Below are 24,010 nucleotides of genomic sequence, written 5' to 3' on the forward strand. Positions count from 1 at the left end.
ACAACAGGAGGAGATGTGAACAAGTTATTGGTATTTATGCTTTTGTTTGTCTTGTCGCTGATGTCAGTCAGTTCTGTTGTGGCGGCTGAGCTACCTGCTGCAACCCTGGGACCTGATCTGATGGTGGTGGAGGATGAGACCCTATGGGAGGCCAAAGGTGGAAGCACGTTGAGTTACGATTCCACCCAGCAAGGCTTCCCTTTTATCACCAATGTGGCGGATGGAACCACCAACCATGACACCATGATAAAACTGATTCAGTCTCCCTATCTCAACCTCACAGCTGGAAAACAGTACCAGTTTGTGCTGCGTATGAAGGCCGATACCTTCCCCCAGGGGCAAACCATCAACTTCAAAGCGGAAGCTGGTAACATAGACGGGATTCCCTATGAAGGCAGCCGGACTTCCACCTGGAATGTCTCCCGTGCCGGAGAATGGGAGGAAGTGAATATTTCGGTGCGTCCCCAGTATAACAAAAGGTGGTATGTTCAGGTCTGGGTGAACCCGACAACTGCTTTTGCACGTACGCCCTCAACAATCTACCTTGCGCCGGATTTTGATGTCTACGAGCTTCCTGGCGGTAATGAGGCGGTGACACTGCATGGCGTCAATACCGTTACCGACAAAGACAGCTTTGTCAGCAGGACACAGCTTGTTGATGGCCTGGGAAACATCTATACTAAAAAAGAGACTGATACCGTGTGGAAGCATGTCTTCCCGCGGATGATTTATCGAGACAGTCCGACTGATAATTTAACCTACCAGACCATGTTCCAACGCTACAAAAGCTACGGTTTCACCGGCATCATGAACCTCACCGATGCGTTGAGCGCGCAGGTGGCCATTGATGTGGGGCTGGAACACCTGTCAATGATAGGCAACTCGGTAGTTAACGACGTTCCTGTCCCGTTCGAAACTATGTGGGCAAAGATAGATGCCATCTACCAGTGGGGCGAAACAACGGGACATCACAGGAATCTGCTTTGGTATTATATTGATAATGAGAATGGCATGGTTGGCAACTATACCTACCAGGAATCTCTGAGAATCAATGTCGATACCGATCATCTTGATCCGCAAACAGGCAAACGTCGCCATCCTATCTATTATCTGAATGGCAATGTCGGTGTTCCGCGCACCTATCACAACGCAAGTCGTACTGCGATGGACTTGACGGGCTCGTATGTTGGGGCTAATGCCGCTTGCGATAGTTTTGAACTTAATCCAGAACCCTCACTGCTTACCCAGTTCATGGCTCAGAACCTGCGTGCGCCAGTGTCAGTCATCCAGCTTCAGATGAATATCGGTAATACATTTATTCCCTCGCTGTTCTACGGCATTATTATGGGGGGACGGGCGATGAGTGTCTGGAGGGATGGGGGCGATCAGCTCACGATCAATGATCCGAATAACCCTTGGCCTGCCGCTTTCCGTGACGACGTCTCCCCCAAGATCGACCTAATGCTGCCAATCATCGAACAGCCGCACTTTACCAGCTGGAAGGCCTGGACCAACCAGTTTCCAAGTGTGCGGATAGGCACCCGTGAACTAAACGGTGTCGGCTACCTGCTTCTCTCCAGCTTTGCCGCCACCGACCTGCCGGTAACCGTAACCCTGCAGAACAGACAGGCAACCAAAGCGGTTGATTACTTTACCGGAGCGCAGATCGCCACAATAACAAACGGACAATTTACTTTTACGATGGGGCACTACAACAACGGCTACCGGGTAATCCGGCTGGTTGCCCCCACCGCAGCTGCCGCCTCACCGGCATCCAATGACTATGGCACGGTCACCAATGGCCAGACATCCAGCAGCGCCACCTTTACCCTCTCCAACCACTCCTCAGCCACCTCATCCCTGCAGATCAACTCAAGAACGATTACCGGCACCAACGCGAACCAATTCATCTTGAGCAACGGCAGCTGTGGCACTACTCCGTTTACTCTCGCCCCCGGTGGTTCCTGCACCCTGCAGGTAAGCTTCAAACCCACCGCAACCGGGCTTAAGAATGCCACACTGGCAATAACCAGCACCGACGTTAACAACCCTACGCTTTCCGTAGCGCTTTCCGGCACCGGTCGTGCTCAACTGAACCTCACCGTCAGCACCAGCAATGGCAGTGGTGGCACCGTAACCGGCGACTCGTCCGGTATCTCCTGCACCGGCGGGAATTGCACCTATGACTTTACCCAGGCAGACACCGTCAAATTAATCGCCGCCGCCAATATTGCCTCTGTATTTGGTGGCTGGTCAGGTGCCTGCACCAACGTTTCAGGTTCCTGTACGGTGACAATGAGCAGTACCAAAACCCTGGGCGCTGCATTTAACCTGGTACCCCGTGCCCGGATCGGCACCACCCCCTACGGTAGCCTTATCAGCGCCTATGCAGCCGTACCATCAGGCGGTCTGATTCAGGCCAAATCACTTATCTTCCCGGATAGCGGCCTTAGCTGTAATCGCAACATCAGCTTTAGCTTAAAAGGTGGATATGCTGATACCTACTCCAGCCAGACCGGCTACAGTACGATTAGCGGTAAACTTACCCTTGCAGGAAATGGAACCGTTACCGTTGACAGGATTGTGATTCAATAATCGCGGAAGAATTGGTGGAGTGCCTGTATTGATTGTGTGAGTTGTAATGTGCTGTTCTGATCATAAAAAAGGTTCATATCAGGATTGATATGGACCTTTAAAATTACCGTGTAACAATAGCTTTAGCAGCCGCCTTCCTTTTTAAATACACGTGCAATACCAGTGGCGCTGTCATATTTGACGCGGACATCTACCCCATTGCTGATCCGCTTGTCACTCAGTTTGTCCAGACTCTGTTGGTCCTTGACCACTACAACTGCAGTTTTGTCGGTTTTTGAGTCTTTGACTGTTACATCTGCGCTGCCAGTCTTGAGTTCGATTTTGGTGACAGGGCCAACAATGGTAATTTCTTCTGCGGATGCGACGTTCGTTAAACCCAGTGTCAGTGCTGCAACTGCCAGAATCATACGCTTCATGTTTGCTTCTCCTTGGGAAAAATGTGTAGCTGTGTCGCTGTGAGGGATTTGCGACATTAGTAGATTCAAATACCACGCTTTTCCGCAATTTCAAGTGTAGAACCTTGAAAAAGTTTTGGTTATCGTTATTGTCAACACCGATTTTGCTATGTACAGACGTAAACGTCCCGCTCGGATTATCCGAAGCGGGACGTTGTACTTGAAATATGCAGATGTATTATTTTTTAAGTGCCTGGGCCATGGCTTCGCCCATCTTGGTGGGTGAGATGGAGACGGTAACTCCGCATTCTTGCAGGGTGCGGATCTTATCTTCAGCCTTGCCTTTGCCGCCGGTGATGATGGCACCGGCATGGCCCATCCGTTTACCGGTCGGTGCGGTGCTGCCGGCAATAAAGGCCGCCACCGGTTTCTTCATGTTTTCCTTGATCCAGTAGGCGGCTTCTTCTTCTGCGCCGCCACCGATTTCGCCGATCATGAAGACCGCTTCAGTGCCTGGGTCTTCGTTAAACATCTTTAGCACATCAATATACTTCATGCCGATGATCGGGTCGCCGCCAATACCGACGCAGGTGGATTGTCCAAGTCCCATGTCGGTCAACTGCTTGACCGCTTCGTAGGTCAGGGTGCCGGAGCGGGAGACCACCCCGACCTTGCCGGGGGTGTGGATGTAACCGGGCATGATCCCCAGTTTGCACTGGCCGGGGGTGATGATGCCGGGGCAGTTGGGGCCAACCAGTTTGGTCTTGCTCTGGGCCTGTACAGCGCGGGCAATCACCATATCCCGTACCGGAATCCCTTCAGTGATGCAGACTGCCAGATCAAGACCTGCTTCGCATGATTCCAGAATTGCATCAGCAGCGCCTGGTGGCGGCACAAAGATCATGGAGACCGTTGCGCCGGTGTACTGCACCGCCTCGGCCACGGTATTAAAGACCGGAATCCCTTCAATATGGATGCCGCCCTTGCCGGGGGTAACCCCTGCCACAATCTGGCTGCCATAGGCCCGGCATTGCTGGGTGTGGAAGAGGCCGCTCTTGCCGGTAATCCCTTGAACCAGTATTTTTGAGTCTTTATTGATCAGAATAGACATGGTTGCGCTCCCCCTTACGCCTTGGCCAGCATGGCAACGATCTTCTGTGCGCCATCACCAAGGTTGTCACCGATCTGAACGTTAAGTCCGGATTCAAGCAGCAGCTTCTTGCCGTCTTCCACGTTGCTGCCATCCATACGGACCACAATCGGCAGCGGGCAGTGGACCTCATTGGCAGCCTCAATAATCCCCTGAGCAATCACATCACAGCGCATGATACCGCCAAAGATGTTGACAAAGACCGCCTTGACGTCGCAGTCCTGCAGGATGATCTTGAACGCCTCAGCCACTTTTTCGCGGGTTGCACCGCCCCCAACATCCAGAAAGTTGGCTGGTTCTCCGCCAAATTCCTTCAACACATCCAGGGTCGCCATGGCTAGGCCAGCGCCGTTGACCATGCAGCCGATGTTACCGCTTAGCTTGATGTAGGCCAGGTCATACTTGCCAGCAGTGATCTCCAGCGGGTCAAGCTGGGAGTAGTCCATCATGTCCGGGTATTCGCGGTGACGATAGACCGCATTGTCATCAAAGGAGATCTTTGCATCCATGGCCAGCAGCCAGCCAGCCCTGGTCACCACCAACGGGTTGATCTCAATCAGGGAACAGTCTTTTTCAAGACAGCATTTGTAGGTGTTCAGGATTAGTTCGACACAGTCTTCGCAGACCGTGCCGGAAAGCCCCAGGGCCAGGGCGATCTTGCGGGCCTGATAGGTACGCAGGCCAGTGAAGGGATCAATGGTCAGGACATGGATCTTGTCAGGTGCCTTCTGGGCCACCTCTTCAATATCCATCCCCCCTTCAGCTGATGCGATCAGGCAGTAACGGGATGATTCACGATCCAGGGTGATTGAGAGGTAGAATTCCCGGGCGATCTCCACCGATTCTTCAACCAGAATCCGGCGTACCTTTAGCCCTTCCGGCCCGGTCTGCTTGGTAACCAGACGCTTGCCGAACAGTTCCTTGGCAACGTCACTAGCCTGTTCCGGGTGATGCACCAGCTTGACGCCGCCAGCCTTGCCTCTGCCACCGGCATAGATCTGGGCCTTGACCACACAGTGGCCCCCCATCATCTTGGCAGCCCGTTCAACCTGGTCAGCGGTCAACGCCACCCGGTTGCGGGGTACCGGAATGCCGTATGTGCTTAAGATCTCCTTGGCCTGGTACTCATGAATATTCATAGGTCCCTCCCTGGGATGTATGTATACGCTTCACTATACCAGTCTTCAGACGGACTACAAGTGCTTTTTATTGTTGGTAAATATATATAGTTTGGCTAAATTTTTTGTTGGCGGGATAATTCTGCTTCAGAGAGTCGCAGGTAGTTGGGAAGCAGCTGTTCCGGTGGAACAGACAAGCCGTTCTGAAAGGCTGCTTCTGCAAGCTGGCAGCCGGATGAAGGGCGCAGGAGGTGGTGGGTAGGGGGGGCAAAAAGGGCGTTATCCCCCAGTGTCTGTTGGATCAGTTCTTGATAACGCAGGGCTCCGTCACCCACAAAGATGGTGGGTCCGCTGAGCATCTGCAAGAAATCAGCAGGGGGTATGACACAGTCTTGTTTTAGTTGGGTTGTTCGATCGGTAGTCCGGTAGAGGGCGGTGTAGACCTCATTTTTACGGGCATCCAGCATGGGGCAGACCGGCCAGGCGGCATGGGGCAGGTTCATGGCCAGCATGGCCAGGGTGGAGACGCCGCTGCAGGGTTTTCCTGCTGCCAGTGCCAGCCCCTGGGTGGCGGCTATGCCGGTGCGGACCCCGGTAAAGGAACCGGGGCCGGTTGCACAGGCAAAGAGATCAATCTGGTTAATGGTAAGGTTGTTCTGATCCAGCAGCCGCTGCAGTTCAGGCATCAACAGCCTGTTTTGCTGGCCGCCAGGGGCATCCAGCAGAGACTCTGCCAGCAGCCTGCCGTTATTACTCAGGGCGATACCAACCCTGGCCGTAGCGGTCTCAATACAGAGACAGATCACAGCTTGCTAGTGAAGAAGTAACGGATAATGTCGTTGTAAAAAGCCAGCACCATCATCCCCACCAACAGCACCATACCAGCCTGTTGGGCATATTCGCGTACCTTTTGCGGGACCGGGCGGCGGATAATCGCCTCAATGGTGTAGAACATCAGGTGTCCGCCATCCAGTACCGGCACCGGCAGCAGGTTCAGGATGCCAAGGTTGATGGATACCACCGCCAGCAGCATGAAAAAAGTGGCGCCGCCGGTCTGGGCAGCCTTGTTTGCCATGTCGGCAATCATCATCGGACCGCCCAGGCTGTTCAACGGCACTACGCCTTGAAACAGCTTGACCAGTGAAAGTACCGTTAGTTTCGTAACTTCAACCGTCTTGGCATTGCCCAGTTTAAAGGCATCCACCAGGCCGAATCGTTCGGTTACAAAATCATAGGCCGGAGAAACACCGATGATCGGCTTTTTGATAATCTCGCCGAACAGGTTCTTGGTCTCGCCGATCTGCGGCTTCAGTTCAACCGTCACTGGTTTGCCGGCCCGGGTGATACTCAGCGTCACACTAGCGGGTGCCTTTGCCATATGGGCAGAGAAATCTTCCCATTGAATGATACGTTGGCCATTAACCGCTGTGATCAGGTCTCCTTTTTGGATGCCTGCCAGCGCTGCCGGGCGGTTGGGGAAAATCTCACCCACGGTTGCCTTCAGGATCGGCATGCCGGTCATGTAGAGCGTGATCAGCAGCAGCCAGGCAAAGACCATATTAAAGAACGGACCTGCAAAGACGATAGCCATCCGCTGTGGGATGGTCTTATGGGCAAAGGAACGTGCCTCGTCAGCCGGTGTCAGTTTGTAGGCCTCAACCGGTTTTGAACCGGGGGCCTCCCGCTCATACTCCTGCTCGATCATCTCAATCTCGCTGAAGCCACCTTCGCCAAACATCTTGACGTAGCCACCCAGCGGAAAGGCGGAGATCAGGTATTCGGTCTCACCGATCTGGCGTCCGAACAGCTTAGGGCCGAAACCAAGGGAGAATTTTTCAACCTTGACCCCCATCCACTTGGCCACAATAAAATGGCCAAATTCATGGACAAAGATCAGGATGCCGAGGACGATAATAAAGTTTACAACGATCATAAGCACCTGCCTGTCTGGAGAGTGGTGCAGATATCCTGTGCCGTGGTTCGACCCCACTGGTCGGCCTCCAGCACCTCTTCAATGGAGCCGAGGCGGTGAGCCTGATGGGCATCCATGGTCTTCTCAATCAAACGTGCAATCTGCAGGTAGGAGATCCGGCCATTCAGGAACGCCTCCACTGCCACTTCGTTCGCTGCATTCATAACTGCAGGCATGCTCTCGCCTTCGCCAAGGGCGCGATAGGCCAGCCCCAGACAGGGAAACCGTTCCAGGTCCGGCTTGGAGAAGGTCAGACCGGAAAGTTCAGTTAAATCCAACGGTTTAACCCCGGTGCTGACCCGCTCTGGATAGGAGAGGGCATAGGCGATCGGGGCCTTCATGTCCGGGGTTCCCAGCTGGGCGATCACACAGCCGTCAATATACTCTACCATGGAGTGGATGATACTCTGGGGGTGGATGTTGACGCTGATCTTATCCGGTGGCGCATCAAACAGCCAGCGCGCCTCAATCACTTCCAGCCCCTTATTCATCATGGTGGCAGAATCAATGGTGATCTTGCGGCCCATGCTCCAGTTGGGATGATTGAGGGCATCCTGGATGGTGACTGTCTGCAGCTTCTCAAGCGAAGACTCGCGGAACGGGCCACCAGAGGCGGTCAGGATAATTTTGGTAATGTCCTGGCTGCGGTGCCCTTCAATGGATTGAAAGATGGCGCTGTGCTCACTGTCCACCGGATAGAGCTTGACCTTGTGTTGTTCCACCAGGTTCATGAACAGATGACCGGCTGTGACCAGAGTTTCCTTGTTTGCCAGGGCAACATCAATGCCTGCCCGGATAGCTGCGGCAGTGGGTACCAGACCGGCAGCACCGACAATGGCAGCCACCACCATCTGTACACCCGATGCCGTGGCCACTGCGCAGAGTCCTTCAACGCCACCGGTCAGTTCCACCTCAACACCGGCTAGCAGCTCTTTCAGGCGTGGGATATCAGCAGGGTCCGCAACAGCGGCCAGTTTGGGTCTGAACTGACGGATCTGACGGGCCAGCAGCTCAAGGTTTTTAGCTCCGGAGAGAGAGATGACCCGGAATTTATCAGGGTGGGCAGCAACGATTTCCAGGGTGCTGACACCGATGGAACCGGTTGAGCCGAGAATAGCAATTTGTTTCATGTTTAAAACCTCCCGAAGAGGTAGACCGCATAGTAGTAGGTGACCGGTGCGGCAAAGATGATGCTGTCCATCCGGTCCAGCACACCGCCGTGACCGGGGAAAATACTGCCTGAATCCTTGACCCCGAAGCTGCGCTTCAACAGGGATTCAAACAGGTCACCGAGCTGGCCGATAATGCCGATTACCACTGCGGTGATAATGGCATCAGCAAAACTTAACTGGGGGAAAAAGGTGAACTTTGCCAGCAGGGTGCCACCCAGGCTGCCCAGCAGGCCGCCCAGTGCCCCTTCAATACTCTTCTTGGGGCTTACCGCCTCATACAGCCGGTGTTTGCCAAAGGCGCTGCCAACGTAATAGGCGGTGGAGTCATTGGTCATCACAATCAGCATGATCAACAGCAACCAGTTTACCCCTTGGGGCAGCAGACGGATCATCAGCAGGTGAGCCATCAGGAAAGGAACGTACAGGAAGGCGGTCATGACCAGGGACAGTTCCTGGGCAACCGTACCCATGTCCCGCAGTCTGAACAAAAAGTGGAAGCCCCCCAGCAGAAAGGCAACCGCAAGGGACATGATAAAGAACCGGCCATCACCCAGCAGCGGGGTTGCCAAGCTAATCGCCCCCAGCAGCGCAAAGGGGTACAGTTCTGTTTTCCGGTCGGGCAGGGCCATACCAAAGAATTCCAGCATGCCGATCAGACAGAACAGGGAGAGCAACAAGGCAAACAGCCACGGCGCACCCTTGATGATGATCGCCAGTACCAGCGGCAGCAGAATCAATGCAGTCAGCAGACGTTGTATGGTCAGCTCCTTTGGTTTAGCTGTGCGCTGGTCTTGCCAAAGCGACGTTCACGGGCCTGAAAATCGGCCAGCGCAGCGTGCAGTGTGTTAATGGTCAGGTCCGGCCAGTTGATATCGGTGAAATACAGCTCTGCATAGGCCAGTTGCCACAGCAGAAAGTTGCTGATTCGCATTTCTCCACTGGTGCGGATCAGCAGGTCCGGGTCAGGCAGTCCGGCAGTATCCAGGTGTTGGCTGAAAAGCGATTCAGTGATCTGCTCAGGCTGTAGTGTACCATCCTGAACCTGCTGTGCAATCTTGGCTGCTGCCCTGACAATCTCCTGGCGACCGCCATAGGAAAGGGCCAGAGTCAGCACCATGCCGGTGTTGCCAGAAGTCTGTTGCAGGGCATCATCCAGTATGACGTTAATCTCCGGGGGAAGATCAGCCCGGTTGCCGATTACATTAAAGCGGATATTGTTTTTCAGCATCCGGCGCAGTTCATTACGGATATACTTTTTAAGCAGCGCCATCAGGGCCTGCACCTCAAGCTTGGGGCGGGACCAGTTTTCTGAAGAGAAGGCAAACAGGGTCAGGTAGCCGATACCCAGATTTGAGGCCTGATCCACCACCATCTGCACGGTTTCCGCCCCCCGCTGGTGGCCAACAATCCGTTTCAGCATCCGTTGCTGGGCCCAGCGTCCATTGCCATCCATGATGATGGCAAGGTGGCGGGGCATTTTTGTGGGATCCAGCTCGGTCATGTCAGACTTCCATAACCTCTTTTTCTTTGTGGGCCAGGATCTCGTCCAGCTTGGCAATAATGCTGTCGGTAACGGTCTGTACCTCTTTTTCAGCTTTTTTCAGTTCATCTTCAGTGATGGTCTTGTCTTTTTCCTGCTTCTTCAGGTCGTCAATCGCCTTGCGACGGATGTTGCGGACAGCAACCTTATGGTCTTCATCCATCTTTTTCATCCCTTTGACGATCTCTTTACGGCGCTCTTCAGTCAAAGGAGGCAGATTCAGGCGGATCAGTTTGCCATCGTTACCAGGGGTCAGCCCTAGATTGGCATTCAGGATCGCCTTTTCAATCGGGCCGATCATCTTGGGTTCCCAAGGGGTAATGGTAATGGTGCGTGGCTCCGGCACAGCCAGAGTTGCCACCTGGGACAGGGAAGAGGGGTTGCCGTAATAGTCTACTTTTACCTCGTCAAGGAGTGACGTACTGGCGCGGCCGGTACGGATACGCTGATATTCCTTGCGCAGATCCTCGACGCTCTTTTCCATATGGTTTTTCATTTCTGCTATAACGGATTTGTACATGGTTATGCTCCTTGTACGATGGTTCCAATGGCTTCGCCGCTGATAACCTTTTTAATATTTCCCGGTGTTGTCAGGTCAAACACAATGATCGGCAGGTTGTTGTCCATACAAAGCGAGGTGGCGGTTGCATCCATCACCTGCAGCCCTTTTTGCAGTACCTCAATATAGGACAGTTCATTGTAGCGGGTTGCAGTAGGATCTTTTTTAGGGTCGGCTGTGTAGACGCCGTCCACCTTAGTCCCCTTCAGGATAACCTGGGCATTGATCTCCATCGCCCGCAGGCTGGCGGCGGTGTCAGTGGTAAAGTAGGGGTTACCGGTACCGGCACCGAAGATGACCACCCGCCCTTTTTCCAGGTGGCGGACCGCCTTGCGCCGGATGTACGGTTCAGCAACTTCCTGCATGGCAATGGCAGACTGTACACGGGTTGAAACGCCAACTTTTTCCAGTGCATCCTGCATGGCCAGTGAGTTGATCACCGTGGCCAGCATCCCCATATAATCAGCACTGGCACGATCCATCCCCTTTGAGGAGGCAGCCAGGCCGCGGAAGATATTGCCGCCACCGATCACCAGTGCCAGTTCAACGCCATCCTCAACCACCTCTTTGATCTCGGCGGCAATGGTGTTGATAGTACAGGGATCAATGCCATAGCCTTGATCTCCGGCCAGCGATTCTCCGGAAAGCTTCAGTAGTACCCGTTTGAAGGATTTACGTGGCATGGTTCCTCCTGGTTTCTGTTTGCTTCAGGCAATCACTGTGTCAGCTGATTGTTTCCCTGGTCAAGAGTTGGTTGGAGTTGATACGAAAACGCCGGCTGTGAAGGCCGGCGCTTTCAGTCTTATTTCAGTCCGGCCGCTGCCGCCACCTCGGCGGCAAAATCCGATTCCTTCTTTTCAAGCCCTTCGCCCAACACAAACTTGGCAAAGCGCTTCAGGGTGATTGAACAGCCCAGTTGCTTGGCGCTGGCATCAACATACTGCTGTACGGTCTTGTCAGTATCTTTAACATAGACCTGCTCCAGCAGGCAGATGTCGCCGTAAAACTTGTTGACCTGACCACCGATGATCTTCTCGATGATGTTGTCAGGCTTGCCGGTTTCCCGTGCCTTGGCGCGATAGATCTCTTTTTCCCGCTCCAGAACATCGGCAGCAACATCTTCACGGCAGAGGAACAGGGGGGAAGCGGCTGCGGTGTGCATGGCCACATCCTTCAGTACGGTGGCAAAGGCCTCACTGCTGCAGACATCTGCCTTATCACAGCTCGCTTCAACCAGTACGCCGATCTTGCCACCTGCGTGGATGTAGGTGCCAACTGCGCCACCATCAGCTTTAAAGCTGACAAGGCGACGGATCTGCATATTCTCGCCGATGACTGAAATCGCCTCATTCAGCAGGATCTGCACAGTCTTGGATGCATCGCCAGCAAACGGCTGTGCCATCAGCTCTTCAATGTTGGCAGGGTTTTTCTGCAGGACATGATCAGCAACCTGCTTGACAAAATCCTGGAACTTGTCGTTCTTGGCAACAAAGTCGGTCTCGCTGTTGATCTCAACCAGCACACCGGCGTTGCCGTTAGCGGTAACTGCGGCTGCAACCATACCTTCAGTTGCGGCACGGCCAGCCTTCTTGGAAGCGGCTGCCAGTCCCTTTTTGCGCAGGTAATCGATAGCCTGCTCCATCTCGCCGCCAACCTCTTCCAGGGCTTTTTTGCAATCCAGCATCCCGGCGCCGGTGGCTTTTCTCAGTTCATTGATCTGTGCTGCGGTAATAGCCATTGTTTCTATCCTCCGGACCACATCTGCGTGGTCGTTTGTTGTTTTCTTTAGGTAATGCTGATCTTTGAACTAGTCAGCGGAAGCTTCGCAGGCAACTTCTTCAGTCATTGCAGCTTCAAGGTCATCAGCCCCTTCTGCATCACTCTGCAGGGCGGTGTTACGGGCTTCATTGCCTTCCAGGATAGCGTCGGCAATTTTGGAGGAAAGCAGACGAATGGCGCGGATAGCGTCGTCGTTGCCAGGAATGACATAGTCAATCAGGTCTGGATCGCAGTTGGTATCAACAATGGCAACAACCGGGATTCCCAGTTTCTGAGCTTCCTGAACCGCGATTTCTTCGTTCTTGGGGTCAATAACAAACATCATGCCGGGCAGTTTGTGCATATGCTTGATGCCGCCCAGAACTTTTTCCAGTTTTTCACGCTCTTTGTCCATCTTGAGCGCTTCCTTCTTGGTGTAGGCCTCAATGGTGCCGTCTTCAAACATGGCATCCAGCTTCTTCAGCCGCTCAATGCTCTGCTTGACGGTGGAGAAGTTGGTCAGCATACCGCCCAGCCAACGCTGGTTGACGTAGTACTGGCCACAACGGGTTGCTTCTTCAGCAACCGAATCCTGGGCCTGCTTCTTGGTACCAACGAACAGAACGGTGTTGCCCTGCTCGGCAGATTCCTTGACAAAATTGTAAGCGGATTTGAAGTAGCGGACGGTTTTCTGCAGGTCGATGATGTAGATGCCGTTACGTGCCCCGAAAATATAGGGCTTCATCTTGGGGTTCCAACGCTTGGTCTGGTGGCCGAAATGGACGCCGGCTTCCAGCAGTTCCTTCATGCTGATACTTGACATGGTGTTTCTCCTTTGGTTTTTCCTCCGCCCCGTTTGAATCCCCGCAAGCCGCTAAAAGGGACACCGCCGGTTTACTTAAGGGCGTGTGAATTGAAAAGCGTTACTTTTTATCACAACATCAGTAGGAAAATCAAGGGGAAAAAGGTTCGCTGGAGATGGCCTCAATCGGGCAGGCAGCGATGCAGGCACCGCAGTCAGTGCATCGCTGGGGTTCGGTTATGACGGCATGTTTATGATGGTTTTCTGTCTCCAGGGTGATGATCCGTTCCGGGCAGGCCGCAACGCAACGGCCACAGCCGGAGCATCGCTTGATGTTAATGGCAGGGGCTGCCGATTCAGGCATCGCCAAACAGCTCCGGTTGCTTCCATTCCTTGATCACCTGCTGTTTTTTATGAATGGGATAATAGCGGGGACAGGAGGCAACCACAGCGTTAACAGGCTGCTTGCAGCTGCGTCTGCAGCGTTTGCACAGTTTGTTGGGAGTTATTACTTCCTGTTTTTGTCTTTTGTTTTTCACTACCCCGGGGGCCACTGTAACTCTCTCCCTGCCAGCAGGTGGATATGCAGGTGGAATACGGTCTGCCCGGCATCGGCTCCGTTATTCTGTACAAGGCGAAAACCGCCTTCCGAAAGACCACGTTCAGTTGCCAACTGCCCGGCAACCCTGAACAGGTGCCCAACGGTTGTCTCATCCTGCTCTGCCATGTCCAGGCAGTTACTGAAGTGCCGCTTGGGGATCAGCAGCAGATGCAGCGGTGCCTTGGGGGCGATATCCTCAATCGCCACCATCAGGTCATCTTCATACACCTTCTTGGCCGGAATCTCTCCGGCGATGATCTTGCAGAACAAACAGTTTTCCATACAGTTAACCTTTCAAGAAACCAAGTCAAAGGCAATGGCACGCGGATTAAATTCAATTTTAGCGGATTTTCACGGGTCTTAAAATTGTTTTGAAATCTGCGTTAATCCGCTCGATCCGCGTCATCCGTGTGCTATTTCAGTCGCAATCCCATCAAAAATTCACGGTTGCCATCAGCGCCGGTAATCGGCGAATCACAGATCCCGAGCAGTTCTGCTCCCAGTTCAGCAGCAAGGCGTTCCATACTTGCCAGCACCTCTTCATGCAGCTTCGGGTCCCGTACAATGCCACCTTTACCCACTGCACCTTTACCCACCTCAAACTGGGGTTTCACCAACGCCACCACCTCAGCAGGTCTTGTCAGCAGCGCCAGGGTAGGGGGCAATACCAGGTTCAGCGAGATGAATGAGGCATCGATCACCGCCAGATCAGGTAGAGGCTCAAGCTGCTCCAGTTGCAGATGGCGGATGTTGGTCTTTTCCATCACCACCACCCGCGGGTCTTCACGAAGCTTCCAGGCCAGCTGTCCATAGCCCACATCCACCGCATAAACCCGGCTGGCTCCCCGTTGCAGCAGGCAGTCGGTAAAACCGCCGGTGGAAGCCCCCACATCAATGGCAATACGCCCTGCTGGATCAATCTTAAAGGCATCCAGACCTTGTGCCAGCTTCAGGCCACCACGACTGACATAGGGCATCACCTCACCCTTAATTCTGATCTCAACCTCTGGCGTTACCTGTTGCCCGGCCTTCTGGGCGGCATGATCACCCACCACCACCTGTCCAGCCATGATCAAGGCCTGGGCCTTCTCGCGGGAAGGGGCCAGGCCTTTTTCAACCATCAGTTTATCAAGACGTTGCTTTATGCTCATGCACCGACTAATTGAGATTTGGTAAAAATCGCCTTCAGCCAATATCCCTCAGCTTCGATATTCTCCCGACCGCCCTCTTCGCGATCCACCAGTGAAACGATGCCCAGCACGTCCAGCCCTTCTTCCTTGGCGCGGTTAACCGCCTTCATGGAAGATCCGCCGGTGGTCACCACGTCCTCAACAATCACCACCTTGGTGCCGGCAGGCAGGTTTTTACGACCTTCCAGCCACTGGCCGGTACCGTGTCCCTTGGGCTCTTTGCGGATGATAAAGGCATGCAGCGGATTGCCATCCAGGCAGGCTGCAATGGAGGTGGCAGTGGCGATCGGGTCAGCACCCAGGGTGATGCCGCCCACGGCCTGTACACCCGGTACATCCTTGATCGCTTCGTAGAACAGTTTGCCGGTCAGCAGGCCACCTTCGCTATGCAGGGTGGTCTGTTTGCCATCAAAGTAGAAGTCGCTCTGGCGGCCGGAAGCCAGGGTTACCAGACGTTTTTCGTAAGACAGCTCAAGAATAATTGCCTTCAGTTTTTCGCGGTCAGTCATTGTTCGGTGTACTCCTCGTCTTTGGAAAATAGACCCATTTGGGGAACCTGTGATGGCATGGGGAAGTTAATCGGATAGTCACCGGTAAAACAGGCGGTACAGAAGCTGTGTTTAAGGCCGGTGGCCTTGATCAACCCTTCTTCAGAAAGGTAGCCCAGCGAGTCTGCGGTAATATAACGTCTGATTTCATCCAAGGTATGGGAGGAGGAGATCAGCTCCTTGCGGTTGGGGGTGTCGATACCGTAGAAGCAGGGATAACTGGTGGGGGGGGAGGAGATCCGCATATGCACCTCTTTTGCCCCGGCATTGCGCACCATCTTGACGATCTTGCGTGAGGTGGTGCCCCGTACGATGGAGTCGTCGATGACCACGACCCGCTTTCCTTCCAGCAGTTCCCGAACCGGGTTCAGCTTGATCTTGACCCCGAAGTGGCGGATTGCCTGGGCTGGCTCGATAAAGGTCCGTCCCACATAATGGTTGCGGATCAGCCCCAGTTCAAAGGGGATACCTGCCTGCTCGGCATAGCCCATGGCTGCCGGTACACCGGAATCCGGCACCGCAATCACCACATCGGCATCCACCTGATATTCGCGGGCCAGTTGGCGTCCCAGCTCTTTACGCACCTGATAGACGTTTCTGCCAAAGATGTTTGAGTCCGGTCGGGCAAAATAGACAAATTCAAAGACACAGGGAGTTGGCTCGATCTTCTTGAATGGGAACAGTGACTGCATCTGGCCATCTTTGGTAAAGACCAGCATCTCACCCGGTTCAACTTCCCGTACAAAGGTTGCCTCGATCAGATCCAGGGCGCAACTCTCGGAAGCGACTACCCAGCCGTCTCCCAGTTTGCCGAGACATAAGGGGCGGAATCCGTGGGGGTCGCGCACGGCAATCATACGGGATTCGGTCAGGAACAGCAGGCAGTAAGCACCTTTGACCCGGTTCAGGGCATCACCGATCCGCTCAACCAGTGAGTGGGTGCGGGAAATGGCCAGCAGGTGAATGATGATCTCGGTATCCATGGTGGTCTGGAAGATGGAGCCGTAGGCCTCAAGCTCTGCCTTTAACAGATTGGCGTTAACCAGGTTACCGTTGTGGGCCACGGCAATGGAACCGCGGGAGTAATCCACCATAATCGGTTGCACGTTCTTTTCCACCGAGGCACCGGCAGTGGAGTAGCGCACATGGCCGATGGCTGACTTGCCCGGCAGCTTCTCAAACACCTTCTGATTACCGAACACATCGGCCACCAGCCCCATCCGTTTGTGGGCATGCAGCCCTGTGCCGTCGGATGAGACAATGCCACAGCTTTCCTGGCCGCGATGCTGCAGGGCGTACAGACCGAGATAGGTCAGGTTGGCTGCTTCAGGGTGGCCATAGATGCCGAATACGCCGCATTCTTCTTCAGGGCGGAAAAGTTTCATAGCAGGTTTTTCCTCACAAAGTCGGCTGCATTTTTATACAGGATCAGGCCGTCACCGTTTTCCGGCAACTGCTCGCGGGTCCAGCGGGGATGCTGGGTATAATGGACAAAGGCCTCCGGGTGAGGCATTAGCCCCATCAGGCGGCCGGTTGGGTCGCACAGACCGGCAATGGCATTGGTTGATCCGTTAGGATTAGCCGGGAATTCCATAGTCGGTTCTGCGTAATCAGCTTCAGAATATTTAAGTACCGCCAGATGGCCAGACTCAATCCGCTCCAGGGTTGCAGGGCTGTCGGTCAGGAATTTTCCTTCGCCGTGACGTACCGGCAGGTAGATCCCTTTCTCAATCCCTTTGGTGAAGACGCACGGGGAGGCAGGATCGGCCTTCAGGTAGCACCAGCGGTCCTGAAAACGTCCGCAGTCGTTGTGGCAGAGGGTGACGGTCTGGGTCAATGTATTGCCATCCAGAGCAGGCAGCATCCCCATCTTGACCATCAACTGAAAGCCGTTGCAGACCCCCAGCACCAGCTTGCCGGCATTGATGAAGCGGGTAAACTGCTCCACCAGCTTTTCTGGTGCTCCGTTTGGTGTGTCATAGACTGTTGCATACTTTAGGCGGTGTGCCTGTGCCTTGGCGCTGCCCAGGTCGTCACCATCCAGAAAACCGCCGGTCAGGTTCAAAAAGTGGTAATCGTCAAGGCGGACCTCGCCGGAGAGTATCTCGGCAATATGGGCAATCTTTGCCTCATCAAAACCACCCAGTCTGCAGGCGTGGGCCGCTTCCGTCTCACAGTTGGTGCCGTTACCGGTTATAACAATTGCTCGTGTCTGTTTCATGCACTGGTCCCTGTTTCTGTCTCGATAGGTGATTATGCCACCATGTAGGTTTCGTTATCTCCTGCCTGATACTGCCTGATCTCTGCCAGAAATGCATCTCCGTATTGTTGCAGCTTGCGATCTCCGACACCACTTACCTGACGCATCTGCTGCAGGTTTTGGGGGTAGCTGCGCGACATTTCAGCCAGTGTCGCATCAGAAAATACCACAAACGGAGGCAGTTTGGCGGCGTCGGCAATCTGTTTGCGCAAAGCCCGTAGTTTATCAAACAGGGCTTGATCGTAATCTTTTTTTGCACCGGCCCGTTTTCTGGTTCGCTCCACCGTCTCCACGGTGTTACGGGGCATCCCCAGCGTAACCGTCGTCTCACCCTTTAACACTGGACGGGCCGCAGAAGAAAGGGAAAGAGCGCCAAAGCGGGTAAAATCCTGGGTCAGATAGCCTAAGTGAATCAACTGGCGGATGATGTTTTCCCACTGCGTTGCAGGTGTGTCCGCACCGATCCCCCAGGTGGAAAGTTTATCATGCTTCAGATCCAGTACCCGCTGGTTTTTACTGCCCCGCAGCACCTCAATCAGGTGCATCATGCCAAACCGTTCGCCGGTCCGGTAGACGCAGGAAAGCGCCTTTTGGGCCTGAACCGTGGCGTCAAAGCGCTGGGGCGGATCAGTGCAGATGTCGCAGTTACCGCAGTCATGATCCCGTTGATCGCCAAAATAAGAGAGCAGGGCACGGCGGCGGCAGGTAAGTGCCTCGCCATAGGCCACCATGGCGTTCAGTTTCTGGATTTCGATTCTGACCCGCTCGGCGTTATCACTGTTTTCAATCAGCTTGCGGGCGGTCATGACATCCCCCATGCCGAACAGCATCAGTGCTTCAGATGGCAGGCCATCCCGTCCGGCCCGACCGGTCTCCTGATAGTAGCTTTCCACACTCTTGGGCATATCGTAATGCACCACGAAGCGGACGTTGGGCTTGTCTATCCCCATCCCAAAGGCCACGGTGGCAACCACAATGCGGATATCATCCCGCTGGAATGCTTCCTGAACACGTCTGCGCTGGTCGTCCGGCAGACCGGCGTGGTAGGCGGCGGCACTAAATCCGGCGGCCTGTAGCTGCTTGGCTACCTGATCAACCCGCTTGCGGCTTAAGGCATAGACAATCCCTGCTTCATCCCGCCGGTTGCGGAGAAATGCTCCAAGCTGGGCCAGCGGCTTTTGCTTGGGGATTACCGTATAGGTGATGTTGGGTCGATCAAACCCTGCCACAAAAACCGTAGCATTGGGAAGCCCCAACTGCCCCAGAATATCCTTGCGGGTTTCCGGGTCAGCCGTCGCGGTCATGGCCACAATCGGCACACCGGGAAACAGTGGCCGCAGGCGACCCAGCTGGGTGTATTCCGGCCTGAAATCATGTCCCCATTGCGAGATACAGTGGGCCTCGTCAATGGCAAACAGGGCCAGTTTCAGCGTGCCAAGCCGCTCCAGAAATTCCGGCATCAACAGCCGTTCCGGCGCAACATACAGCAGATCCAGTGTGCCCTTGTCCAACTGCTGAAAAACCCTGCCTGCTTCAGCCGCAGAAAGCGAGGAGTTCAGGCAGGCGGCCCGCACCCCGTTTGCGATCAGGGCATCCATCTGATCCTTCATCAGGGCGATCAGTGGTGATACGACAATTGCCACACCATCCCGATGCAGGGCAGGTATCTGGTAGCAGAGTGACTTGCCGCCGCCGGTTGGCATCACCAGAAAAACATCTTCACCAGCCAGAACCCGCTCAATCACCTCCTGCTGGGGAGGGCGGAAGTCATGAAAACCGAAGACGGTTTTAAGGGTATGCTGGATGGAGGCGGCCATGGAAGCGATAGCCGCCTACAGCTCCTTCAATGGCCGTTGCCAGGCGCTTTTCAGCTGGGCAAGATCTGTTGAAAGCACGGTCTTGCCTTCCAACCCGGCAATGGTAACAATGTCGTTATCAGCGACCTGTCCGATCTGACTGAAGCCGGTACCGGCCATCGCCTCTTCAAAGGCTGCCCACTGGGCCGGATGCACCGTTACCAGCAGACGGGAGGCTGATTCCGAGAACAGCAGCAGCTCATCCGTCTTATACCGCTGATCTCCTTCAAAACGAACATTGGCTAACTCAACACGGCAGCCAAAGCCGCCGGAGAAGGCTGATTCAGCCAGGGCCACTGCCAGACCACCGTCTGACAGGTCATGGCATGATGCCACCAGTCCGCTCATAATGGCCTGGTGCAGTGCCTTGTAGCGGGCCAGGGCAGTGGTAATATTCACCTTGGGCACTTTGTTGCCGGTATAGCCCTGCATGGCCAGGTACTCGGAACCGCCCAGCTCGTCTTTGGTTTCACCTAGCAGGCAGATGATGTCGCCGGCTCGCTTGAAGTCCATGGTCACGGCGTTGCGTATATCAGGAATCGTGCCGATCACTGAGAACAGCAGGGTAGGGGGGATCGAGATCTTGGTGGTACCGTCGTAGAAATCATTCTTCATCGAATCCTTGCCCGAAACAAGCGGCAGGTTGATCGGTACGCAGAGATCCAGCAGGGCCTGGTTGGCCCGCACCAGTTGGGCCATCTTGTAGGGGCCGTCCGGGGTCTTTTCAGACAGGACCGGATCACACCAGCAGAAGTTGTCAAGGCCTGCCCAGTGATCAGGGTTGCCCCCGACTGCCACATAGTTGCGCAGCGCCTCATCAAGGGCATTGGCAGCCATATGGTAGGCATCAATGTCGGAATAACGGGGGCAGATACCGTGGGAGACCACCACCCCTTTGTAGGAATCGAGGATCGGCCGGACCACTGCCGCATCAGACGGACCATCATTGGTAACACCGGTGAACGGCTTGACCACGGAACCACCCTGCACCTCATGGTCATAACGCCGCACCACTGATTCCTTGGAGCAGATGTTGAGCTGGCCCAGCAGCCCCAGCAGGTCTGCGGTCCAGTCTTCCTTGTGCTGTGCCGGTGCTTCCGGATTAACCGGTGGCTGCCACTTGGCCGGAATCTGCATTGGTGGCAGGCCTTCGTGCATGAACTCCATCGGCAGCCAGGCCACGGTTGCATCGCCATACTGGATATGGAAGGTGCCGCTGTCAGTGAACTCACCCAGCACGGTTGATTCCACGCCAAAGCGCTTGGACATGGCCATGAACTCGTCCAGCTTCTCAGGCGGTACGGCCATGGACATCCGCTCCTGGGCCTCGGAGATCAGGATCTCCCAAGGGTTAAGGCCGGGATACTTAAGTGGTGCCTTGGCCAGGTCCATCCTGCAGCCGTTGCACTCACCAGCCATCTCACCAATGGAGGAGGAGAGGCCCCCTGCGCCGTTGTCAGTGATGAAACGATACAGCCCCTTGTCACGGGCGCGGATCAGGAAGTCGAACATCCGCTTTTGGGTGATCGGATCACCGATCTGTACGGCGGTAACTGGTGAGTTCTCGTTCAGTTCTTCAGACGAGAAGGTGGCGCCGTGGATGCCATCCTTGCCGATCCGGCCGCCAGCCATTACGATCAGGTCGCCCGGCTTGATGCTCTTCTCATGGCCTGGAATACCGTTCACCCTGGCAGGCATCATACCGGCGGTGCCGCAGAACACCAGCGGCTTACCGGCAAAGCGCTCATCAAAGACAATGGAGCCGTTAACCGTAGGGATGCCGGACTTGTTGCCGCCATGTTCCACCCCTTCCACCACCCCTTCAAAGATCCGGCGGGGGTGTAGCAGGCGTGACGGCAGCGGCTTGTCGTAGAACGGGTCAGCAAAGCAGAACACATCGGTGTTAAAGATCAGCTTGGAGCCCTGACCAGTACCGAACGGATCGCGGTTAACCCCCACAATACCGGTCAGCGCCCCGCCGTAGGGATCAAGGGCAGAAGGGGAGTTGTGGGTCTCCACCTTGAAGACCAGCGAGTTGTTCTCATCAAAGGTGATCACCCCGGCGTTGTCCTTGAAGACTGAAAGACAGAAATCCTTGTCCCCCAGATTCTCGCGGACATCCTTGGTGACCCGCTGGATGTATGACTTGAAAAGAGATTTAATCTCCTGTTTGTTGCCATTTTCATCTTCGTACTGCACCGTAGCGCTAAAGATCTTGTGCTTGCAGTGTTCTGACCAGGTTTGGGCCAGGCACTCCAGCTCCACATCGGTCGGCTTGCTGCCCAGCCCCTGCTTTTTCCGCTCCGCCAGCACCTGCGGATCGCGGTAGTGGGACTGGATGATCTTCATCTCTTCCAGGGTCAGGGCCAGCACGCCATCCTTGCTGATCCGCAGCAGTTCTTCGTCAGAAACCTCTAAATCCATCTCCCGTACCTGGCCTTTGGTCTCGCCAGTCACTTTGGGTACGGTGGTGGGGAAGCCCCGTTTGGCCATGAAATCAGCCGCAGACATGATGCTGTAGCGCTGGATCAGGGTGTTGCACAGCAGGCCGGTGGCGATCTTCTCTACCTGTTCACTGCTGAGATCAGCTGAGAGCAGGTACTGGATTGAAGAGTAGACCGCCTCGTTGTCCGCAAGAGGACGTTGGATCAGGTAGGAAACCGCTTCACCGGCTGTCCGTCCCACGTTGTCGGTTACGCCGGGGCGGAAGCCAACCTCCACGGCCCAGTCAAAGCCGACCGCCTGGGGCAGGTCAATACTGTAGCTCTGGATGACCGGATCGCAGAACGGGCCGGAAGCCGCTGCCTCCAGCTCGGTCCGGGACAGCTCTGCATCCACGGTAAAGACATCAAGGGTACGCACCTGCTTTACTTTCAGATGCAGAAAATGTTCAATCTCGCGCTTGATCCGCTCACCGCGGGAATCGCGGACACTGTCCTTCAGGGCTATTTCTATTCTGCTGGGCATGTCAGTCCTTTATTTCTTCACAAAGATAATTTCAACGCGGCGATTACCTTCCACGTTATTTTTGGGGAAGGCCGGTTCTGCGGACCCGACCCCCAGAGCCTCAACGGTTGCCTGTTCAAGTTTGCCTTTGTTCAGCAATCCTTCGCGGATAAAACGGGCCATCTGGTCAGTGGCTGCTGCATCTTCGTGGCGACTGGGCTGGCCAAAGCCGTGTACCCGCAGCTTGATCCGGTACTCTGAATATGTTTTGAGCAGTTCTGCCAGCTTGGCAACCGTACCGGTGCCAGCAGGAGTCAGGGTGGTACTCTTGCCTGTTGTCTTCAGCATCTGTGAGCGGGGAAAGGTAACGCTCAAGCCTGCGGCCGTTGTCTTGACAATGCCGCCCAGCTTGCCTGCCTCTGCTTCAAAGGCCTTGATCCGCTTTTCAGCAGCCAGCTGCTCACCGGTTGCCTGTAATTGCGCTGTTTGTTGCTTCAGGCCTTCAAGTTCCTGGGTTAGGACGGCAACCCGTTGTTCTGAAGTTGCAGTTGCCTTTTTCTGTTCATCCAGGGCCTTCAACAGGTTAGTAGTTTTTTCATCTGAACTGGTGATAGCGGAGCCTTTGGCAGACAGTTCAGCATTCAGCGAAGCAACCTTGGCATTCAGGCTTGATATCTGGCTGGCCTGATCAGCGCTCTGTTTCTTCAACGTCTTAACCTGGGCAACCAGGTCATCAAAGATTTTGATCTTTGATTTGGTTGTCGCAATCAGGCCATTAAGCCGTGCTGTTTCTTTGTCCTGATCCTGTTTACCAAGCCGGGCCAGCAGTACTGACGCCTGTAGTCTGGCAATATCAGCAAGATAGCGAACCGTGGGTTCAGCTTTTTGATCAAGTTTGCCGCTCCAGCCAAGGTTCTTTTTATACTCGGCTTCAGCATTGCGAAGTGAGTTTTGGGCAATCAGGATATCATCTTTCAGTTCTACCTGTTCTGATCCTTTAGAAAGAACCTGGGCAACCGCGTTTTGGGCCTGTTGCAGGAAAGCCGGTGCCGGTTCATCTGCAGCAAAGACAGTCAGGGGGATAGCTGTGGTCAGGCCGGCAACCAGGCAGAAGGTGAGTGCTACACGAATCAAACGGTTCATGGTTTCTCTCCTTTACCAGCCAGGATGGCTTCCAGGCGCTGTTCCAACTGTGCCAGTTCTTTTTGTGCTGCGGCTGTTTTTTCAGCGGCAATCCGCTCGTCAGTCAGGGCCAGGGCCAGTTTGACCTGGGTCGTTGCCAGTTCAGATGCCTGACGGGTGGCACGGTCATTTCCCTGCTGCAGACCGTTTTGTGCTGCTTCTATGTTTGCTGCTGCCTGCTCAACAACTTCAGGGGCATACTTGGTTACCGGGGTGTTGTTTAGTTTGGTGACTTGGTCCCTGGCTTTTTGATACAGGGCAGTGGTTTCCGGTTTTACTCCGCCTGCTTCATCGGCAGCGAAGCTGAAAACCGGCATCAGCGCCAACAGGGTGACTGCTGCACAGAGCCGAACTGGTTTCATGGCC

General features: G+C 54.6%; 23 protein-coding genes. 1 reads left to right on the forward strand and 22 read right to left on the reverse strand.

The features are described from left to right. Positions 1–15 precede the first annotated feature (15 nt). Entirely contained in the window at positions 16–2,595 is a 2,580-nt protein-coding gene (locus B5D39_RS03475; protein WP_078789008.1) for a choice-of-anchor D domain-containing protein, read from the forward strand. Between the two features lie 122 nt (positions 2,596–2,717). On the opposite strand, the gene B5D39_RS03480 is transcribed toward B5D39_RS03475, so the two are convergent. From B5D39_RS03480 to B5D39_RS03590, 22 genes are all read right to left on the reverse strand, one after another. Continuing rightward, the gene (locus B5D39_RS03480; protein WP_078789009.1) at positions 2,718–3,011 is read right to left on the reverse strand and encodes a hypothetical protein; all 294 of its coding nucleotides are present in this window, start codon (positions 3,009–3,011) and stop codon (positions 2,718–2,720) included. A gap of 217 nt (positions 3,012–3,228) precedes the next feature. After that, positions 3,229–4,101 (reverse strand): succinate--CoA ligase subunit alpha, encoded by an 873-nt coding sequence (sucD, locus tag B5D39_RS03485; RefSeq protein ID WP_078789010.1) that lies wholly within the window; start codon positions 4,099–4,101, stop codon positions 3,229–3,231. Between the two features lie 14 nt (positions 4,102–4,115). Continuing rightward, positions 4,116–5,279, reverse strand: coding sequence for an ADP-forming succinate--CoA ligase subunit beta (gene sucC / locus B5D39_RS03490; protein ID WP_078789011.1), 1,164 nt, complete (start codon positions 5,277–5,279; stop codon positions 4,116–4,118). 95 nt (positions 5,280–5,374) lie between these two features. Continuing rightward, complete coding sequence (gene tsaB, locus B5D39_RS03495) at positions 5,375–6,064, reverse strand: tRNA (adenosine(37)-N6)-threonylcarbamoyltransferase complex dimerization subunit type 1 TsaB (RefSeq protein WP_078789012.1); 690 nt, start codon at positions 6,062–6,064, stop codon at positions 5,375–5,377. Then, positions 6,061–7,191 (reverse strand): RIP metalloprotease RseP, encoded by a 1,131-nt coding sequence (gene rseP, locus B5D39_RS03500; RefSeq protein WP_078789013.1) that lies wholly within the window; start codon positions 7,189–7,191, stop codon positions 6,061–6,063. Before rseP ends, tsaB begins: the two co-directional genes overlap by 4 nt. Then, positions 7,188–8,360: a 1-deoxy-D-xylulose-5-phosphate reductoisomerase gene (locus B5D39_RS03505; protein ID WP_078789014.1), complete on the reverse strand. Its 1,173-nt coding sequence runs from the start codon at positions 8,358–8,360 to the stop codon at positions 7,188–7,190. The genes rseP and B5D39_RS03505 overlap by 4 nt, the downstream gene beginning before the upstream one ends. A 2-nt stretch (positions 8,361–8,362) precedes the next feature. Then, positions 8,363–9,166 carry a phosphatidate cytidylyltransferase gene (locus B5D39_RS03510; protein WP_341865412.1) on the reverse strand — a complete coding sequence of 268 codons (804 nt, stop codon included), beginning with the start codon at positions 9,164–9,166 and terminating at the stop codon, positions 8,363–8,365. Next, positions 9,163–9,903, reverse strand: coding sequence for an isoprenyl transferase (locus B5D39_RS03515; protein WP_078789016.1), 741 nt, complete (start codon positions 9,901–9,903; stop codon positions 9,163–9,165). Before B5D39_RS03515 ends, B5D39_RS03510 begins: the two co-directional genes overlap by 4 nt. A gap of 1 nt (position 9,904) precedes the next feature. Continuing rightward, entirely contained in the window at positions 9,905–10,462 is a 558-nt protein-coding gene (gene frr, locus B5D39_RS03520; protein ID WP_078789017.1) for a ribosome recycling factor, read from the reverse strand. A 2-nt stretch (positions 10,463–10,464) separates the two neighbouring features. Then, the gene (pyrH, locus tag B5D39_RS03525) at positions 10,465–11,184 is read right to left on the reverse strand and encodes a UMP kinase (protein ID WP_078789018.1); all 720 of its coding nucleotides are present in this window, start codon (positions 11,182–11,184) and stop codon (positions 10,465–10,467) included. Positions 11,185–11,303: 119 nt separating this feature from the next. Continuing rightward, the gene (gene tsf, locus B5D39_RS03530; protein WP_078789019.1) at positions 11,304–12,239 is read right to left on the reverse strand and encodes a translation elongation factor Ts; all 936 of its coding nucleotides are present in this window, start codon (positions 12,237–12,239) and stop codon (positions 11,304–11,306) included. A 69-nt stretch (positions 12,240–12,308) separates the two neighbouring features. Further along, positions 12,309–13,082, reverse strand: coding sequence for a 30S ribosomal protein S2 (gene rpsB / locus B5D39_RS03535; protein ID WP_078789020.1), 774 nt, complete (start codon positions 13,080–13,082; stop codon positions 12,309–12,311). 130 nt (positions 13,083–13,212) lie between these two features. Beyond that, the gene (locus tag B5D39_RS03540; RefSeq protein ID WP_078789021.1) at positions 13,213–13,425 is read right to left on the reverse strand and encodes a 4Fe-4S dicluster domain-containing protein; all 213 of its coding nucleotides are present in this window, start codon (positions 13,423–13,425) and stop codon (positions 13,213–13,215) included. Between the two features lie 174 nt (positions 13,426–13,599). Continuing rightward, positions 13,600–13,944 (reverse strand): histidine triad nucleotide-binding protein, encoded by a 345-nt coding sequence (locus B5D39_RS03550; protein ID WP_078789022.1) that lies wholly within the window; start codon positions 13,942–13,944, stop codon positions 13,600–13,602. 131 nt (positions 13,945–14,075) lie between these two features. Beyond that, complete coding sequence (locus B5D39_RS03555; RefSeq protein WP_078789023.1) at positions 14,076–14,813, reverse strand: TlyA family RNA methyltransferase; 738 nt, start codon at positions 14,811–14,813, stop codon at positions 14,076–14,078. Next, positions 14,810–15,361 carry an orotate phosphoribosyltransferase gene (pyrE, locus tag B5D39_RS03560; protein ID WP_078789024.1) on the reverse strand — a complete coding sequence of 184 codons (552 nt, stop codon included), beginning with the start codon at positions 15,359–15,361 and terminating at the stop codon, positions 14,810–14,812. Before pyrE ends, B5D39_RS03555 begins: the two co-directional genes overlap by 4 nt. Further along, the gene (gene purF / locus B5D39_RS03565) at positions 15,358–16,785 is read right to left on the reverse strand and encodes an amidophosphoribosyltransferase (protein ID WP_078789025.1); all 1,428 of its coding nucleotides are present in this window, start codon (positions 16,783–16,785) and stop codon (positions 15,358–15,360) included. Before purF ends, pyrE begins: the two co-directional genes overlap by 4 nt. After that, the gene (locus B5D39_RS03570; protein WP_078789026.1) at positions 16,782–17,621 is read right to left on the reverse strand and encodes a phosphoribosylformylglycinamidine synthase subunit PurQ; all 840 of its coding nucleotides are present in this window, start codon (positions 17,619–17,621) and stop codon (positions 16,782–16,784) included. Before B5D39_RS03570 ends, purF begins: the two co-directional genes overlap by 4 nt. A gap of 32 nt (positions 17,622–17,653) precedes the next feature. Next, entirely contained in the window at positions 17,654–19,477 is a 1,824-nt protein-coding gene (gene recQ / locus B5D39_RS03575; RefSeq protein WP_078789027.1) for a DNA helicase RecQ, read from the reverse strand. 15 nt (positions 19,478–19,492) lie between these two features. Then, complete coding sequence (gene purL / locus B5D39_RS03580; protein ID WP_078789028.1) at positions 19,493–22,483, reverse strand: phosphoribosylformylglycinamidine synthase subunit PurL; 2,991 nt, start codon at positions 22,481–22,483, stop codon at positions 19,493–19,495. A 9-nt stretch (positions 22,484–22,492) separates the two neighbouring features. Next, entirely contained in the window at positions 22,493–23,605 is a 1,113-nt protein-coding gene (locus B5D39_RS03585; protein ID WP_078789029.1) for a hypothetical protein, read from the reverse strand. Next, positions 23,602–24,006 (reverse strand): hypothetical protein, encoded by a 405-nt coding sequence (locus B5D39_RS03590; protein ID WP_078789030.1) that lies wholly within the window; start codon positions 24,004–24,006, stop codon positions 23,602–23,604. The genes B5D39_RS03585 and B5D39_RS03590 overlap by 4 nt, the downstream gene beginning before the upstream one ends. Positions 24,007–24,010 lie beyond the last annotated feature (4 nt).

The organism is Trichlorobacter thiogenes (assembly GCF_900167465.1).
GTDB classification, from domain to species: Bacteria; Desulfobacterota; Desulfuromonadia; order Geobacterales; family Pseudopelobacteraceae; genus Trichlorobacter; species Trichlorobacter thiogenes.